Below are 16,102 nucleotides of genomic sequence, written 5' to 3' on the forward strand. Positions count from 1 at the left end.
GCATACATGATCCAATGTCCCCGATGTGGCATCCAAGTCACTGAACTTCATCCGGTAGAACCGGATCTTATCGCCAAGCTGCAAGCGGCGGGAGAAGCAAACTTGCCGCCGCAAGTTTGTGCGGGTTGCATTTCCGATCTACGTCGCACACTTGCTGCCACCAGTGGTGGCGTATTGATGCAACAGGAACGCGCCAAAGAACAGCATCGTCAACAGCTATGGAAAAGTCGCGTGCTCTTAGTAAAAAAAGCTCGCTTATGTATGTCGCAAAAGTTATACGCCGATGCCGCCGTGAACTATGAAAAATATCTTAAAATTTTGGATATCGTTTTTGATGTCAAAAAAGGGGAGCGCTTAAAACCCGAAGCCTTTAAAGACACGGCACGAACAACTGAGTTAACGGTGGTGGCTTCAGTTTATTGGGATTTATTGCGTATCTATGATACTCACGAAAAATACGGCGATCGCATGGCGAATGCGGCAAAACAACTGGCGTTGTTTATTCAGTTCACGCCGATTTATCCTGACATTATTCGCAAAGCAGAGTCGTTCCAAAAAAGCGCAAAGAATCCGCAGATCGTAAAACAGTTTTTGAAACTTTCCGACAAAGAACGTCCTCGTTGCTTTATCGCGACCTCGGCATTTGCGAATCCTCAAAGTCCCGAAGTTTTAAGTTTGCGCGAGTTCCGTGATTTCACTTTGCGTAACTCTAAAGCAGGTCGCCGATTTATTGCGGTCTATTATCGAATTTCTCCTCGAGTTGCTTGCCTATTGGACAAGCACACGTGGCTCAAACCCGCGGTCAGAGCGTTTCTCCGCTTTATGATTAAATGCGTTAGCTAAGTTTTGCACGTTTGAGGCTTGCAAAGGCCGCCTTTTCTGGTGAAGGTATTCTGGCGGGTTACACCGCAAGATGTGTGGCGGGCTGGGCCCGCGGAACTGGATTAGAATGGCTCACATATACGATTACGCAATTATTGGTAGTGGTTTAACAGGTCTTAGCATCGCAGCAGCATTAAGTCGCGAAACAGAAAACATCGCGCTGATTGAAGCCGCCGATGTTCCGTATGGAGTAAATAAGAAAGTCAACTTCCCTACCGGTCCCCTTAATAACGGGATCCGTTTAGTTCCCGATTCTGTTTTAGCAGAAAAAGCCATGCGTTTTTTAGAAAGTGTTTTAGGAAAATCTGTCGTTGCGGATGTTTCCGAAGAAGCGCCAATCACTTATGAAAGTGGCGGATTTAAAACTTTCTTAGGTTTTGGCGACAATCCTCCCCCATTTTATGAGGAACTTGCTTACTTTACTTCGGCTAAACGCCAAGAATTAAGCTCTGAACCCTATGAGTGGACTCAAGGACTCATGGAGCTTTTTAAAGGCGACTTCATGCCGCGCTCTTACGTCACCAAATTCCACCAAGAAGGCGAGCGCGTAAGTCACGTGATCGTCAATGGCTCTAAAACTATTCACGCCCACAATTTCATTTTCACGGGTTCGGTAAAAGATCTTGCAATTCTTTTACCCGAAGATGCGATCTCGACTCGCGCTCGTTCCAAATTATCAAAAAATACTTATTGGACAGGCCTTTGCTTAGATCTTTGTCACGATAAAGAGGTGACGACATCTACCGCAATGCATGTCCTTAATGGCACGACTCAAGATGAAATCGGACCTTGCGTGGGTCGCTTCTTGCCTTCTGTAGAAATCGAAGGTGGTGCGCGCATTCAAACGTCCCAATGGATGACCTTCATCGAACACGAAGTCACTGAAGACAGCGAAGTCGTGGGGACCGCTTTGAAAAAAATCAAACGTCAGGTGAAACGAGCTTATCCGGAAGCTCTGGATAATTTGAAACAGGAAAGAATTTTCGTAACTCCGATTATTGCCGGCAATGGTGATATCAAGTTAAGTGCAAATATGACTTTGCCTGGCTTAGAAAATCTGTGGATCGGTTCAGCGACGGTTCACGAACAACGAAACCTGGTTGGAGCCTTGCTTCAAGCGGAAATGGTGATCGCCTCTTTGGGCTTTAGCCTACAAGTCAGCGAGGATTCTTACTCAGAGGCCTCGGTTTAAGCCGCACTCATCTCCTCGGATTTCAGTGACTTTGAAATTGCTAAGTCACTGAATTGCCGAGGAAATACCGGCGTGGCCGCGGCGCATTATAATTCCTTTATCCAAACACCTTTTGAGCATCAAGATTTTTCCCAAGATTCATGGGGAAGTTGCTTGCTCGTCATGGCTCACTGTGATATCCCAACAGTCCAACAATAAAGCACTCGTAGGCATTTACTGGTCCCTCAAAGTACTGAAAAAGAGGGTCTTCCGGCGAAAAAAATAAAGCTGGCTCTACCGACGAGGACGTTTAACCAGAAAGGAAGTACCACCATGGCACAAGTGACCATGAAAGAAATGCTAGACGCTGGAGTCCACTTCGGACATCAAACACAGCGTTGGAATCCAAAAATGAAACCTTACGTTTACACAGCTCGCGGAGGCATTCATATTATTGACCTTCAAAAGACTGTTGTACGCGCTAATAAAGCTGCTGATTTCGTAAAAGAAGTTGCTGCTAACGGCGGACGCTTGATTTTCGTAGGAACGAAAAAACAAGCTATCGAACCTATCCAAGAAGCGGCAGCAAAATGCGGTCAGTATTTTGTTACTAAGCGTTGGTTGGGCGGCATGATGACGAATTTTGAAACGATCAAATCTTCTATCGATCGTCTTCGCAAAATCGACGCCATGAAAGAAAAAGGCGAATTCAATTACCTAACTAAAAAAGAGCGCGCGAAACTTGATAAAGAGTACACTCGTTTGACTGATTTCTTATCTGGTATCCGTGACATGAAGGAAATGCCATCTGCAATGTTCGTGGTAGATTTGCCAAAAGAACACATTGCCGTTGCTGAAGCAAAACGCTTGGGCATCCCAGTTGTTGCTATCGCCGATACAAACTCTGATCCAGAGTCTGTTGAATATGCAATCCCAGGGAATGACGATGCGATCCGTTCAATCAAATTGTTCTCTAACCTAGTTGCTGAAGCTTACCTTGAAGGTGCCAAAGAGTGGGAAACTAAACTTCGCACTCAAACTGATAAAGGTTCTGACGTTGCTAAAGAAGCTAAAGAAGAAGGCCGTGAAGAAGCTCCTAAACGTCGTGGACCAGGTGGTAAACCTGCAGCTGCGGGCGCAAAAGATGCTCCTAAAAAATCTGCTGGCCCTGCAGTTATTAAAACAACGAAAGCTCGTCCTAAACTTGTTGCAGCAGGAACTGCTGAAGAAGTTGAAATCGCCGCTGAGTTGGAACAGCCAGAAAATAAAGACGACGCAGAATAGTCTCTTTGTTGAACAAAGGGTGGCATGACCACCCTTTGTTTTAAGTCCCTTGTCCCGCCGTAGCCTTGGCGTAGGCGGATTGAATTTGATTTTAATTAATAAAAGGAGTCTTCCTTATGTCTATTTCCCCTACTCTTGTTAAAGAACTTCGCGAAAAAACTAGCGCCGGCATGATGGATTGCAAAAAAGCACTTGAAGCTACTTCTGGTGATTTTGATGCAGCTGTTGAATGGTTGCGCGTAAAAGGTTTGTCTTCTGCAGCGAAAAAAGCAGATCGTATCGCGGCTGAAGGAACTGTATTTGCTCAAGTTGTTGGTAACAACGCTGTTATCCTTGAAATCAACTCTGAGACAGATTTCGTTGCACGTAATGACGGTTTCAAAAACTTCGTTGCTGATATGGCTCACCACGTATTGAATGCCGTTAACGCCGTCGGCGATATCTTGGAACAAGCTTTCCACAAAAACCCAACTAAAAAAGTTGGCGACATGTTAAAAGAATCTATCGCAACTATCGGTGAAAACATCGTTATCCGTCGCTTTGAAAAATACTCGGCTTCAGCGAATTCAATCGTTCACACTTATATCCACGGTGAAGGTAAAATCGGCGTGATGATCGAAGTGGCGGCGAGCACTCCAGCTGCTGCGGGTAACCCAGAATTGAAAACTTTCGCTCAAGACGTAGCTCTTCACATTGCTGCCATGAACCCAATGGCGATCTCTTCTGAGCAAATCCCAGCGGACGTTGTTGCTAAAGAAAAAGAAATCTTGAAAGCAAAAAACCTTGAATCAGGTAAAAAAGCTGAAATGGTTGATAAAATCGTTGAAGGCCAAATCCGTAAGTTCTTGGCTGAAAACTGCTTACTTGACCAAGCTTTCGTTAAAAACCCAGACATGAAAGTGTCTGACTTAGCTAAAGAAACTGGCAAAAAAATCGGCGCTGACGTTACAATCAAACGTTTCGTTCGTTTCGAACTTGGTGCTGGCATCGAGAAAAAATCCAATGACTTTGCCGCTGAAGTTGCAGCGCAAATGAAAGGACACTAGTTTGAAAGAGCCTGTTTATAAACGCATTTTGCTCAAATTAAGTGGTGAGGCTCTTGCTGGAAAGCAAGGGACTGGAATCAATACCGCGACGATCAAACAAATCGCGCAAGACGTAGCAGAGGCGCACAAAACAGGCGTTCAAATTGGTTTAGTCATCGGCGGCGGGAACATCTATCGTGGTGTTGCCGCTTCTGCTGAAGGCATGGATCGCGCCAGTGCCGACTACATGGGTATGTTGGCTACTTGTATCAACTCCCTAGCTCTTCAAGATGCTCTAGAAAAAGCCGGCGTTCCGACTCGCGTGCAAACCGCGATTGAAATGGCCGAAATCGCAGAGCCTTACATCCGTCGCAGAGCTATCCGTCATTTAGAAAAAGGTCGTCTGGTTATTTTCGGTGCAGGAACCGGAAATCCATTCTTTACGACCGACACCGCGGCTTCTCTTCGCGCCATGGAAATCAACGCCGAAGTAGTTATGAAGGCCACGAAAGTAGATGGTATCTACGATAAAGATCCTGCGAAACATTCAGATGCTAAAAAGTTCGATAAAATTAGTTACATCGACGTTTTAAACCGCGGCCTTCAGGTCATGGACTCGACGGCGATCAGCATGTGTATGGATAATAAGCTTCCTATTATTTCTTTTGACCTAACTCAGCCGGGCAATATTCTAAAAGCCGTGCAGGGTGAAAACATCGGTACCTTAGTTCACTAGCATCCGCCGACGCCAAGGCTTTGGCGGACAGGCAATTTGAAGGAGACGACAATGGCAATTGCAGACGTAAAAAAGAACGCTCAAGCAAAAATGGACAAATCTCTTGCCGCTTTAGGTGAAGAGCTAAAAAAAATCCGCACTGGTCGCGCTCAAGTATCTATGCTGGATAATATCCGCGTAAACTATTACGGCACCCCTTCTCCACTTTCTCAGGTAGCTTCAATCTCTACCCCTGATGCAAAATCTTTCTTGATCGCTCCTTGGGAAGTTTCAATTCTTAAAGATATTGAACAGGCCATCATCAAATCTGAATTGGGTATGGCCCCAATGAACGACGGAAAAGTGATTCGCTTGAAAGTTCCCGATTTAACTGAAGAGCGTCGTAAAGACCTTGCAAAACAAGTTAAAAAAATCGCCGAAGAAGCGCGCGTAGCTGTTCGTATGGCTCGTCGTGATGCAAACGATGAGGTTAAAAAACTTCAAAAAGACAAAGCGATTAGCGAAGACGAAGGCAAAAAAGCCGAAACGGACATTCAAAAAGCAACCGACGACTTCATTAAAAAAGTAGATCAGGTCGCCGAAGAAAAAGAAAAATCAATCCTTACTATCTAAGGTTTTCTTTTAAAGATGTCGCTGCCAAAACATATTGCCATTATTATGGACGGGAACGGACGCTGGGCTCAGCTTAAGCGCCGTCCGCGCACGTTTGGGCACATCAAGGGAACTCGCGTCGCTAAAAAGATCATCACGGATTGTTCTCGCCGAGGGATCAAAAATCTGACTCTTTATGCTTTCAGTACAGAAAACTGGTTTCGTCCTCAGGAGGAAGTCAGTTTACTAATGACGATTTTGCGTCGTTATTTGCGTCGTGAAACCGATAACCTTATCAAAGAAAATATTCGTTTTTCTATCATCGGCGATATCACTCGCATCCCTACCGATGTTCGAGAAGCTATTGCGAAATCGATGGAAGCCACGGCTCATTGCACGGGTCTTAATTTGGTATTTGCTTTAAGCTATGGTTCAAGACAGGAAATCACGGACTCTGTGCGTGAAATTGCTCAGCGTGTAGCTCGTGGAGAACTTGCCGTTCAGGATATCGATGAATCTATTATCAACTCTGCCCTTAGTACTTATCCTACTCCGGACCCAGACTTGATTATTCGCACAAGTGGCGAACAAAGACTTTCCAACTTCCTATTGTGGCAAGCCGCTTACTCAGAGTTTTACTTTACGGATGTCTTGTGGCCTAATTTTACCGAACACGATTTAGATCAGGCGCTGCAAGTGTTCGCTTCACGTCAACGCCGTTACGGCAGAGTTCTTACGAATGACAAAGTGGAAAAGCTTTCTAACTAGAGCCATCACCGCAATTATCGCTTTAAGCGTGTTAATCGGCCTTTATGTTTATCTTAATGTTGAAGGTTTAAAAATTTCCGTGTGGCTTGCGGTCGCCATTGGCTCTTGGGAACTGGTCGGCATCCTTTTCGGCAACGAAAAATCTTGGCTTCTAAAAGCTTTGTTTTACATTCTGTGCGTGGTCGTCTTTTACGCCACCATCAACTCGCTGGCCTTTGGTGCTTTAGCATATTCTTTGGCTCTGATCTTATTTGTGATCTTTGTTTTGCTAACCCAAAACCGCGCGGGCGAACTTGCCCACATGATGGAAGAACACGGCAAAGCCTCTTTGGGATTACTTTACATGGGTTTGCTGCCTGCGTTTTCATATAAAATTTTAGAGCAGTCTTCGGGCATTTCTTGGTTTGTGTTTTTACTAGCCGTCGTTTTTGCGGGCGATACCATGGCGTATGTTTTTGGAATGCTCATGGGGAAACACAAAGTCATGCCTGCCGTTTCCCCTAAAAAAACCTGGGAAGGTTCTATTGGTGGAATTATCGGATCTGTGGTGGCGGGACTTTTTTGCTGGATTTTTGCGTTCCCAGAAATGGGCCTCATACCCCTGTTAGTCCTTTCAGCTATTGCGGGTTTTGTGGGCCAATTCGGAGATTTCTTTGAATCTCTCTTAAAACGAGTCGCCGATGTGAAAGATTCCGGAAAAATAATGCCCGGTCACGGCGGCGTCTTAGATCGAATCGATGGCGTTTTATTCGCTAGTCCCGTGATTTTAGCAGGTATTTTGACCCTGTCTCATCTTTTGTCGTAAGCGCTTGGTCGAGGCACTCTATTTTAGGCCTAAATTTTCTGGCCCCCAGTGACCCCGCCATCTAGAATAGTCGAATGGACATTTTCTCAATTCTACATTCTGGTTTATCGGCAATTATTCCGTTTATCATACTTTTAGGAATTCTTATTTTCGTGCACGAGCTTGGACACTTTTTGGTCGCTCGTTGGTGCGGAGTTCGGGTCGAAGTCTTCAGTCTTGGCTTCGGCAAAAAGATCTTCAAATACAAAAAAGGCGATACGACCTATGCGATCTCTATGATCCCTTTGGGTGGTTACGTTAAAATGTTTGGTGATCAGAATGCGGATCAAATCGCGGAAGAAGACCGTAAGGTTTCCTTCACTCACAAAAACGTTTATCAACGTATTGCCATCGTATTGGCCGGCCCGTTGATGAATTTCTTTTTTGCGGTTTTAGTTTTTTTTGCTATCGCACTTATGGGCGAAGAAGCAAAAACTCCGGTAGTAGGCGATGTTACCGCGGCAAGTCCGGCTTACGTGGCGGGTTTCCGATCGGGCGATAAAATCATTTCGATCAATCAAAAGCCCATCAATACGTGGGAAGATATTCAACGCAGCCTTTCGTTAAAAGAAAAACAAGACCTCCTCTTGGACGTTCAAGTGCAAAGGGAAAATGGCACAGAAACTTCCAAAGTTTCTATGACGGCTAAAGCCGAACCAAGTCAAAATCCCTTAAGCAGTTATGATTACGTTGCTAATATTGAAGGTCTGAATCCGTATTCGTTGGGAACGACTATAGGTGTCCTGGATTCTTCGCCGTTAAAGGCTTTAGGAATGAAAACTGGTGACACTATCACCTCGATCAACGGACAGAAAGTCACTTTCTGGCGTCAACTTGATGCCGTTCTTGCCGCTCAAAACGCCAAAGAACCTCTCAGCCTTGAGGTTATGGGCAAGCGCGAAAACGAGCCCTCGAATAAACCGATGACAGTGACTATGGCGGCTTTATCTAGCATTCCAAGTTATTCACTTAAAAACTTGGGCCTAGAAAGTTCCGAGCTTTACCTAAGCAAAGTGATGGACGATTCTCCGGCACAGGCTGCGGGGTTGCTTGCCGGGGACCGCTTGTTAGCAATTAACGGAGCGCCGTTAGCGAAATGGGAAGACGTCATCAATAGCATTAAAACTTCAGACGGAAAAAATCCGGCAAAGATCACGGTTTTACGCGATGGCAAAAATATTGATCTTGAGATCACCCCTAAGATGACCAAACAAATGCTGCCAACCGGAGTGGAAGAAAAACGTTACACCATCGGTATCGCTCCGATTGTTAATATTGCTCCTTCAGAAACAATGACCGTGTATGCCGATGGAATCGGTGCAGCGTTAGTGCGCGGAGTGCAAAAAACTTGGGAAGTATCCGTCATGACGGTGATGAGCTTTGTTCGCTTATTCCAAGGACAAATCTCTCCAAAAAATGTAGGTGGCGTGATCTCTATCGGTCAAGCGGCCAGCGAAACCTTCAAGATCGGCATTAATCCGTTCTTACAGATGATGGCAATTATTTCCGTGAATCTTTTTGTTCTAAATCTTTTGCCGATTCCTGTTCTTGACGGCGGACACTTAGTATTTTACGTCATCGAAATGGTCAAAGGAGCCCCGCTAAGCTTACGCAAAATGGAAATGGCTCAACAAGTGGGTTTAGCAATTCTTATGAGTTTAATGATTTTTGCTCTGTTTAATGATTTCACCCGACTTCTTGGTTTATGAAGGTTCTTGCATTAGAAACAAGTACGCTTGTTGGGGGCGCAGCCCTCATTATTGATGGAAAAGTTGTCGCAGAAGAAACTTCTTTGCGACAAAAAACTCATAGCGAGAACATCAATCCGTTTGTCGACTTTTGTCTAGCCAAAGCCGGATTGACCCTTGAAGACATTGATCTTTTTGCCATAGGCCAAGGTCCAGGCAGTTTTACGGGAATTCGCGTTGCCGCTAATGCCGGAAAAACTTTTTCTTACAGCTATAACAAACCTTTAGTCACCATTGATTCGCTGATGCTGATGGCGGCTCAAGCCAAGCCTCAGTCCAAAAAAGTTGTAAGCATGATCAATGCTTACAAGAATATGGTGTACATCGGAATCTTTGACGTCAGCGGTGAAGAACCGACGTATTTGAAGGGTCCTGAAGCCATTCCCGTTCGCAATTTGAAGGACTATATCCAAGAAGATTGCGTCGTTGTTGGCGATGGTTGGGACGCTTATCAAGAGTATTTTCCCGATGAACTTCGTCAAAAATTGCATCGCCAAACCGATCTGCCCGATCATCCCTTGGCAAAAACTTTGGGTCTGATGGCGGAAGCCCGTGGCCTTAAGGGACTAACTTTAGACTGGAAATCGTTTATTCCCCTTTATATTCGCGCATCTGAAGCCGAAGAGACAAAAAAAGGAATTTTAATCTCTCCGCTGAAGTAAATAAGGGCTGCACCATGGAACGCGATCTTCACAAAATGTATCTAGATTCAATCGAGAAACAATCAACCTCAGCAAGCGCTGCAGGTGTCCCAAAATTGTGGGTGGTCGGCTCTGGTAAAGGTGGCGTTGGTAAAACGTTCGTGTCTTCCTCGCTTGGTATTACACTTTCTAAGCTAGGTCACTCGGTGGTAATTCTTGATTTAGATTTAAGCGGTGCCAACATTCATACTTCGTTGGGGTTGAATCCTTCACATATGAACATTCGCCATTTCTTTGAAGGCGTTAAATCTCTTCAAGAACTTGTCATCCCGACCCACATGCCACGCATGTCCTATATCCAAGGCTTCTGGGATTCTTGGACACCGACTGATTTCTCGTTTTCGCAAATTCATACTCTTCTGCCGGAAATCAAAAAATTGCGCGCTGACTATGTCATCGTCGATTTAGGGGCCGGCGCTTTGGAAGCACACTTGGAACTTTTTAAAGCCGCGGACGAAAAATTCCTAGTTACTACTCCAGAACCGACAAGCTTAGAAAAAACTTATCGCTTTATCGAAGCTTTCGTTTGTCATTCACTCAAAGAAAATGCGACTCCGGATGCCTTTGGACAAATGATTTCCACTTTAAGAAATCACCGTCAAAGAACTTTGGAAAAGCCTTTTTCATTCCGCTCGTACCTCAAAGAGCAAACGGGCTTGAACTATGACTTCTTTGAAGCTCTTTCAAGCCGCCCCGTTCGTTTGATCATGAACTCGGCTCGCAGCCAAACCAACATTGACTTGGGTCATTCGGTAAAGAGCGTCTGCAATAAGTACTACGACCTTAGTATTGATTATGCTGGCGCCATCGAATACGACAATGCGGTGTGGCAGTCAGTGCGTGCGAGAGAACACGTCTTAGAAGCCCAACCGTTCACGGCTCTTGCGGGACAATTTTTAGGAACATGCAAACAACTTATTGATCCTGAAGAGCTTCGCGCCGTAGTATAGAACTACGATGCAAGCGACGTCTCGATATAACTATTACGAAGTCCTGGAATTAGCTGCCAATGCTCCTCAACATGAGGTGACGACAGCCTATGAGCGCGCGCGTGTCACTTATTCTGGCGAAAATCCGGCGATCTATACTATTTTCTCTGAACACGAAGCCCGCGAGCTTTTAAGTGTGATCGAAGAAGCCTATCAAGTTCTTGGAAATAAAATTCTGCGTAATATTTATGATCAACGTTTGTTAAGTGGTCGTGCTTCATTGAATGACCTGACTTACGCTTCTATCGTCGAAGCAAGCAAACAAGCTTTTCCCGAACCTAAGCCTGAAAAAACCGCAGCCGCACCTTACAAGAAAGATGAAGCCTTTGAAAAAGAAATGGCCTCTCGTGAAGATTGGAACGGCGAATGGCTTAAGAAAGTTCGCGAATACAAACAAATCTCTACCCAACGCATGAGTGAAATTACGAAAGTAAATTCTTATTACGTAACTGCTATCGAGAATATGAATCCCGAAAATCTTCCGGCGATTGTTTTCGTTCGTGGATATGTTGTACAGATTGCCAAGGCCCTAGGACTTAACGATAAAATCGTCGCTGATTCCTATATGAAAAACTTCAAGAACGGTCTTGAAAAACGCTAACTCCTCCGAAAAATTGATATTTACTGCCAGCGAAGATATGCATGGTCTTCGCCTGGATAAAGCTTTGTCCTTGCGCCAAGAAATCGGAACAAGATCCCGCGCCGGACATCTTATTGACTCTTCACTAGTCACCGTTAATGGCAAGTCAGCTAAATCTTCCCTGGCTTTAAAAGCTGGCGACCGAGTGGAGGTCGCAATGCCTGCCCCTACTCCGACTGAGCTTCAACCTTATGATCTTAAATTAGATGTTTTGTTTGAAGATCAAGATTTGATCGTCATCAATAAGCCTGCGGGTCTTGTGGTTCATCCGGCAGCCGGGCATGCCCATGATACTCTAGTTAATGCGTTGATATCTCATACCGATGATCTTTCGATGAAATTTGGTGAGGAACGTCCGGGCATCGTGCATCGTCTAGATAAAGAAACCAGCGGCGTCATTGTCATTGCAAAAAATGACTCCACTCACGAAGCATTAACCGCCCAATTTAAAGAGCGCAGTACTCACCGCGTTTATTTTGCTGTCTGCATCGGAACAGCTCGAAATTTCAGCGGCGTCTTTAAAAGTTTTTTAGCTCGCCACCCCATTGATAGAAAAAGATACGCGTCTGTTCCGGGCCCTGATCGCAAACCCCTTCAAGATAAAGATCACCCGCCAGAGATTGGAAAATGGGCCGTCACTCATTATGAAGTGCTTAATCGCAAAAGTGGTTTAAGTTACTTAAAACTTAAATTAGAAACCGGAAGGACCCACCAAATACGAGTGCATTTGTCAGAAAACGGTCTTTCGATTGCCGGCGACACTTTGTACGGGGCTGATAAAAAAATTCGTTCTATCGAAGCTAAGGCCGTCCAAGAAGATGTCAAAAAACTTCCTCGCTTTCTACTTCACGCCGCAGAATTGGGGTTTACTCATCCCCGCACACAAGAGAGAATGTCTTTCCAACAGGACTGGCCTGAAGATATTCAAGCTTTATTGAAAAAATGGGGATTGCGGTGAATTTGACCGAAACAGCTTGGGGCTATGAACTTAAGACCGAAGAAATTACGATTTTGTTTGGAGCGATGAAAGCACAAACGGCGGATTTGCGTAAAGCTTTTCCCGATTTAAAACTGACTCGTCTTAAACAAATTCATAGCGACGCCATTCTAGAAACTCATCCTTTATCTCCGGACTATGAAATTCTAGGGGATGCCCATTGGACTAAAGCAAAAAATCTGGCCTTAGGGGTTATCACCGCCGACTGTGTTCCTGTTTTTTTATTTGATTCAAAAACTAAAATTATCGCTGGCATTCATGCAGGCTGGCGCGGGGTTGCATCAAAAATTATTCCCAAAACAATTGAAAAATTGTCGGCACAATCAAGCGCACCCCAAGACCTGCAAGTTTTTATCGGGCCTCATATCCAAAAAAACAGTTTTGAAATTGGAATTGATGTGCGCGATCAGATTCTTTCAAGTTTAGGACCTTTAAGCCCCGACGAGCGCCATGAATACTTTGATGATATCTCTAAAGACAAAGTTCTTTTGGATCTGCACAAAGTCGTTCTGACCCAATTAAATCAATCCGGAGTTTCACCGGAAAACACACACAGCCTTTATATCGACACGGTAAAAGATTCGCGATTTCATTCATATCGCCGTGACAAGGAAAAAGCCGGCCGCCAAGTCAGCTTCATTTGCCGCACATCATGATCCTGCCTCAAGAATTTTATTTTCAAGACACCAAGACAGTCGCCAAAGCCCTGCTGGGAAAAATCTTGCACCTCAAGATCGGTGATCACGAACAGAAAGCTCGCATCGTTGAAACCGAAGCCTATCTGGGAGTCGACGATCCTGCCTGTCACACCTTTGGCGGTAAAAACACCTCAAGGGTCCAATCCATGTATTTAGATGGCGGCCATTCCTATGTTTACCTTATTTATGGCATGTACCATTGTCTGAATGTGGTCACCCGCACCACTGAATTTCCTGAAGCTGTTCTAATCCGAGGGGTTCAGCCCCTCGAGGCCATTCCTCATTTAATGAAGAAGAAAGACTATAAGACCAATGGCCCGGGAAAACTTTGTAAATACTATGGCATTACTAAGGACCATGATGGTCTTCGTCTGTGGAAGAAAAACTCTGATTTGTTTATTGGCGAAGATGAACATGAAGTGAAAAAAAGTATGATCGTTTCTTCACCCCGTATAGGCGTGGATTACGCTGGGGAAGCGGCGAACTGGCCATTACGTTATCATTTAAAAAATAATTTATTCGTATCTCGTCCTTAGCCTCAATGAAGGACTAGTAAAATTTTACGGCTGACCTTTTCGTTAATTCATTGTAATATAAAAACATGAAAGATCGAATTCCTCGGAATCTGGCCGCTATTAGAATTGAAGAGGGTGAGCGCCTAAACACGTTCACACACGCGGTGGCCGCGCTCTTTGCAATTCTAGGTTCTTTCATGCTTTTATATCTGGCAGCTTCAAAGCAAGATACCTGGAGATTATTTTCTTTTAGCATCTATGCTTTCACGACAGTCGGTCTTTATCTCATCTCGACTCTTTATCATGCGGCTCCTTATTCAAAAAAACATTTTTATCGCAAGTTAGATTACATCGGAATTTATCTAAAAATTGCCGGAAACTACACACCTTACGCGATTTTAGCTTTACGTGGAAATGTCGGTTGGATGGTTTTGGGAGTGGTGTGGACTTTAGCTATCGTCGGAATCATGTGGGAGATTTATTCTCCTCATAAAAAACGCCATCTTTCATTTTTTATTTACGGCGCCATGAGTGTAACCGTCTTGCCAGCACTTAAAAACCTGATGGATGCATTGCCACCTCTTGGATTTGCCATGGTGCTTGCGGGTTATGCGTCTTATGCGATCGGCTGTTATTTCTTTTTTAATGATGAGCGTATTAAACATGGTCACGGCATGTGGCACGTCTGCGTAATGGCGGGAACTTTATTCCAGTTCCTTTGCGTTTTATTCTATCTTACTTAGAACCGACTCACCTTGAGACATATTTCCGTTTAGGAATCATAAACTCTTTCAACGTTTTTTCCGAATAGTTAAGTATGTTAGGACGTTTAAAGGTCCCCTTCATTTTAACTTTCTTTTCAATGCTGCTTTCAAGCTGTTCGGATATCAATCCGGAAGTGTCTTGTATCGCTAGCTGCAATGAAGCAAAGACTTTTGAATATTCTCAGCATGATGGATCTTTGAACTTTAAAGGTATCTTCATGCAGAACTCTGAAGTTCATCTTTTCGAAGACGGCGTGGAAGTTCCAGTACAATCCACGTTCGGCACTAATACTTTAAAAATAGTACCGATCGCAAATGCTCCTCATCAGTTAAAGCCTTCCTCGATATATAAGGTTTTGGTGATGAATGCGAATGCTAACGGCACCTCGACATTTACATTACCGGCAAGCACATCTGCCACTACGCTTTCGGGCGACGTGACCGGAGATATTAGCAACAACAGTGTTCAACGAATTCGCGGTGTCCCTATTTCGGCAACGGCACCAACCTCTGGCGGATTTTTAAAATATGATGGGACATCTTGGAGCAGTTCGGCCATTTCAACCGCCGACATCACCGGACTTTCGACTTCGCTAAACTCATTGTCCACAAATATCTCCTCGAAGTTAAGTCTGTCTCAATTTCCTTCGTCCTGTTCGGCTAATTCGACTTTAACATTTTCTTCGCCAACGGGAAATTTCCTTTGTACAAATATTGCGATCACGGACTCGCAAGTTACTTATTCAAGTCAGACTGCGCGCACCTTTTTGGCGGCACCTTCAACCGCTAACGGAGCTCCAACATTCCGCGTTCTCACTGCTGCTGACCTGCCGTCGGGTCTGACTTCATCACAATGGACAACGACAGGATCAAATATCTCCTATATCACTGGTTCCGTCGGAATTGGCACAACGAATCCTTCGGCCACCTTAGACGTGACAGGCGCGTCTGCATTTGCTGGAAGGATCAATTCCACTCCGGTTTCTCCAAATTATACCGCTGAAATTTCCGTCGGCTTTGAGGATGCGAACAAACAGGGGCTCAGAATAATAAGTTTAGGCTCAGCAAGTTCAAATCCGTTTCGTTCAATTATTTACGGAAATTCCAATGGAACTCCAAGTGCAGGTGGTTATATCGACTTTGATACACCCACGAACACCATGCGTATCCGCCCCTCTGGAAGTTCGGGTGCCATCTCCATCGTCAACAGTTCCGATGTTGAACGCATTCGCATGATGCCAGCAGCTCCGGACAATGGAGAAATGATGACCGTGGTAGGCGCCATACGTTCCTACGCCTTTAACTACTCATCAGATGCGCGCTATAAAAGAAATATTTCTTCTGTGGAAAACTCTCTGGATAAGCTTTCGATGATTCGAGGGGTGACTTATGACTGGCGCCAAGACGAATTTCCAGAAAAGCATTTCAGCACTCGTCGACAAATTGGTTTGATCGCGCAAGAGGTAGAGAAGCAATTTCCGGAAGCCGTTTCTACTGATGAAAAAGGATATAAATCTGTGGGCTACGCAACACTGGTTGCTCCCATTATTGAGGCACTTAAGGAACTTCACTCAAATAAAGTCGAAAAAGTCGAGTTCGATAAACTAAAAAAAGAAAATGAAGAGCTCAAAGCTCGTTTAGACCGCTTGGAAAAAGCTTTGGACAAAAAGAATTAAGTTAGCCTCACTTATTAGTTGGCTTTCCCCCGACTAAATACGATTTCATTTTTATTTAACCTTAAGAAATCTC

17 protein-coding genes are annotated in these 16,102 nt (G+C 44.5%); all 17 read left to right on the forward strand.

All coding sequences use genetic code 11. The annotated features are described in order from the left end of the window. Nucleotides 1–6 precede the first annotated feature (6 nt). Nucleotides 7–843 (forward strand): CFI-box-CTERM domain-containing protein, encoded by an 837-nt coding sequence (locus AZI86_RS05955; RefSeq protein ID WP_061834152.1) that lies wholly within the window; start codon nt 7–9, stop codon nt 841–843. Nucleotides 844–949: 106 nt separating this feature from the next. Then, complete coding sequence (locus AZI86_RS05960) at nt 950–2,074, forward strand: NAD(P)-binding protein (RefSeq protein ID WP_061834153.1); 1,125 nt, start codon at nt 950–952, stop codon at nt 2,072–2,074. 312 nt (nt 2,075–2,386) lie between these two features. Continuing rightward, a complete protein-coding gene (gene rpsB, locus AZI86_RS05965; protein WP_061834154.1) occupies nt 2,387–3,337 on the forward strand; it encodes a 30S ribosomal protein S2 in 951 nt (316 codons plus the stop codon). Nucleotides 3,338–3,453: 116 nt separating this feature from the next. Then, complete coding sequence (tsf, locus tag AZI86_RS05970; protein WP_061834155.1) at nt 3,454–4,383, forward strand: translation elongation factor Ts; 930 nt, start codon at nt 3,454–3,456, stop codon at nt 4,381–4,383. Nucleotide 4,384: 1 nt separating this feature from the next. Beyond that, nucleotides 4,385–5,098 carry a UMP kinase gene (pyrH, locus tag AZI86_RS05975; RefSeq protein WP_061834156.1) on the forward strand — a complete coding sequence of 238 codons (714 nt, stop codon included), beginning with the start codon at nt 4,385–4,387 and terminating at the stop codon, nt 5,096–5,098. A 51-nt stretch (nt 5,099–5,149) separates the two neighbouring features. Next, entirely contained in the window at nt 5,150–5,710 is a 561-nt protein-coding gene (frr, locus tag AZI86_RS05980) for a ribosome recycling factor (RefSeq protein WP_061834157.1), read from the forward strand. A 15-nt stretch (nt 5,711–5,725) separates the two neighbouring features. Further along, complete coding sequence (locus tag AZI86_RS05985; protein WP_061834158.1) at nt 5,726–6,457, forward strand: isoprenyl transferase; 732 nt, start codon at nt 5,726–5,728, stop codon at nt 6,455–6,457. Then, entirely contained in the window at nt 6,429–7,262 is an 834-nt protein-coding gene (locus tag AZI86_RS05990; protein ID WP_061834159.1) for a phosphatidate cytidylyltransferase, read from the forward strand. The genes AZI86_RS05985 and AZI86_RS05990 overlap by 29 nt, the downstream gene beginning before the upstream one ends. 74 nt (nt 7,263–7,336) lie before the next feature. Beyond that, nucleotides 7,337–9,010 (forward strand): RIP metalloprotease RseP, encoded by a 1,674-nt coding sequence (rseP, locus tag AZI86_RS05995; RefSeq protein ID WP_061834160.1) that lies wholly within the window; start codon nt 7,337–7,339, stop codon nt 9,008–9,010. Beyond that, a complete protein-coding gene (tsaB, locus tag AZI86_RS06000; RefSeq protein WP_061834161.1) occupies nt 9,007–9,711 on the forward strand; it encodes a tRNA (adenosine(37)-N6)-threonylcarbamoyltransferase complex dimerization subunit type 1 TsaB in 705 nt (234 codons plus the stop codon). The genes rseP and tsaB overlap by 4 nt, the downstream gene beginning before the upstream one ends. A 14-nt stretch (nt 9,712–9,725) precedes the next feature. Then, entirely contained in the window at nt 9,726–10,700 is a 975-nt protein-coding gene (locus AZI86_RS06005; RefSeq protein ID WP_253715782.1) for a P-loop NTPase, read from the forward strand. Nucleotides 10,701–10,707: 7 nt separating this feature from the next. Next, on the forward strand, nt 10,708–11,340 hold the full coding sequence (locus AZI86_RS06010; protein WP_061834162.1) for a helix-turn-helix domain-containing protein: 633 nt from the start codon (nt 10,708–10,710) through the stop codon (nt 11,338–11,340). After that, the gene (locus AZI86_RS06015) at nt 11,327–12,337 is read left to right on the forward strand and encodes an RluA family pseudouridine synthase (RefSeq protein WP_253715784.1); all 1,011 of its coding nucleotides are present in this window, start codon (nt 11,327–11,329) and stop codon (nt 12,335–12,337) included. The genes AZI86_RS06010 and AZI86_RS06015 overlap by 14 nt, the downstream gene beginning before the upstream one ends. Beyond that, nucleotides 12,334–13,032, forward strand: a complete 699-nt coding sequence (gene pgeF, locus AZI86_RS06020; protein WP_061834163.1) for a peptidoglycan editing factor PgeF — start codon at nt 12,334–12,336, stop codon at nt 13,030–13,032. The genes AZI86_RS06015 and pgeF overlap by 4 nt, the downstream gene beginning before the upstream one ends. Next, nucleotides 13,029–13,610: a DNA-3-methyladenine glycosylase gene (locus AZI86_RS06025; RefSeq protein WP_061834164.1), complete on the forward strand. Its 582-nt coding sequence runs from the start codon at nt 13,029–13,031 to the stop codon at nt 13,608–13,610. Before pgeF ends, AZI86_RS06025 begins: the two co-directional genes overlap by 4 nt. 65 nt (nt 13,611–13,675) lie before the next feature. Next, nucleotides 13,676–14,332 carry a PAQR family membrane homeostasis protein TrhA gene (gene trhA, locus AZI86_RS06030; RefSeq protein WP_061834165.1) on the forward strand — a complete coding sequence of 219 codons (657 nt, stop codon included), beginning with the start codon at nt 13,676–13,678 and terminating at the stop codon, nt 14,330–14,332. Between the two features lie 74 nt (nt 14,333–14,406). Continuing rightward, nucleotides 14,407–16,029, forward strand: a complete 1,623-nt coding sequence (locus AZI86_RS06035) for a tail fiber domain-containing protein (protein ID WP_061834166.1) — start codon at nt 14,407–14,409, stop codon at nt 16,027–16,029. Nucleotides 16,030–16,102 lie beyond the last annotated feature (73 nt).

It is taken from the genome of Bdellovibrio bacteriovorus, assembly GCF_001592735.1.
Lineage (GTDB): Bacteria > Bdellovibrionota > Bdellovibrionia > Bdellovibrionales > Bdellovibrionaceae > Bdellovibrio > Bdellovibrio bacteriovorus_D.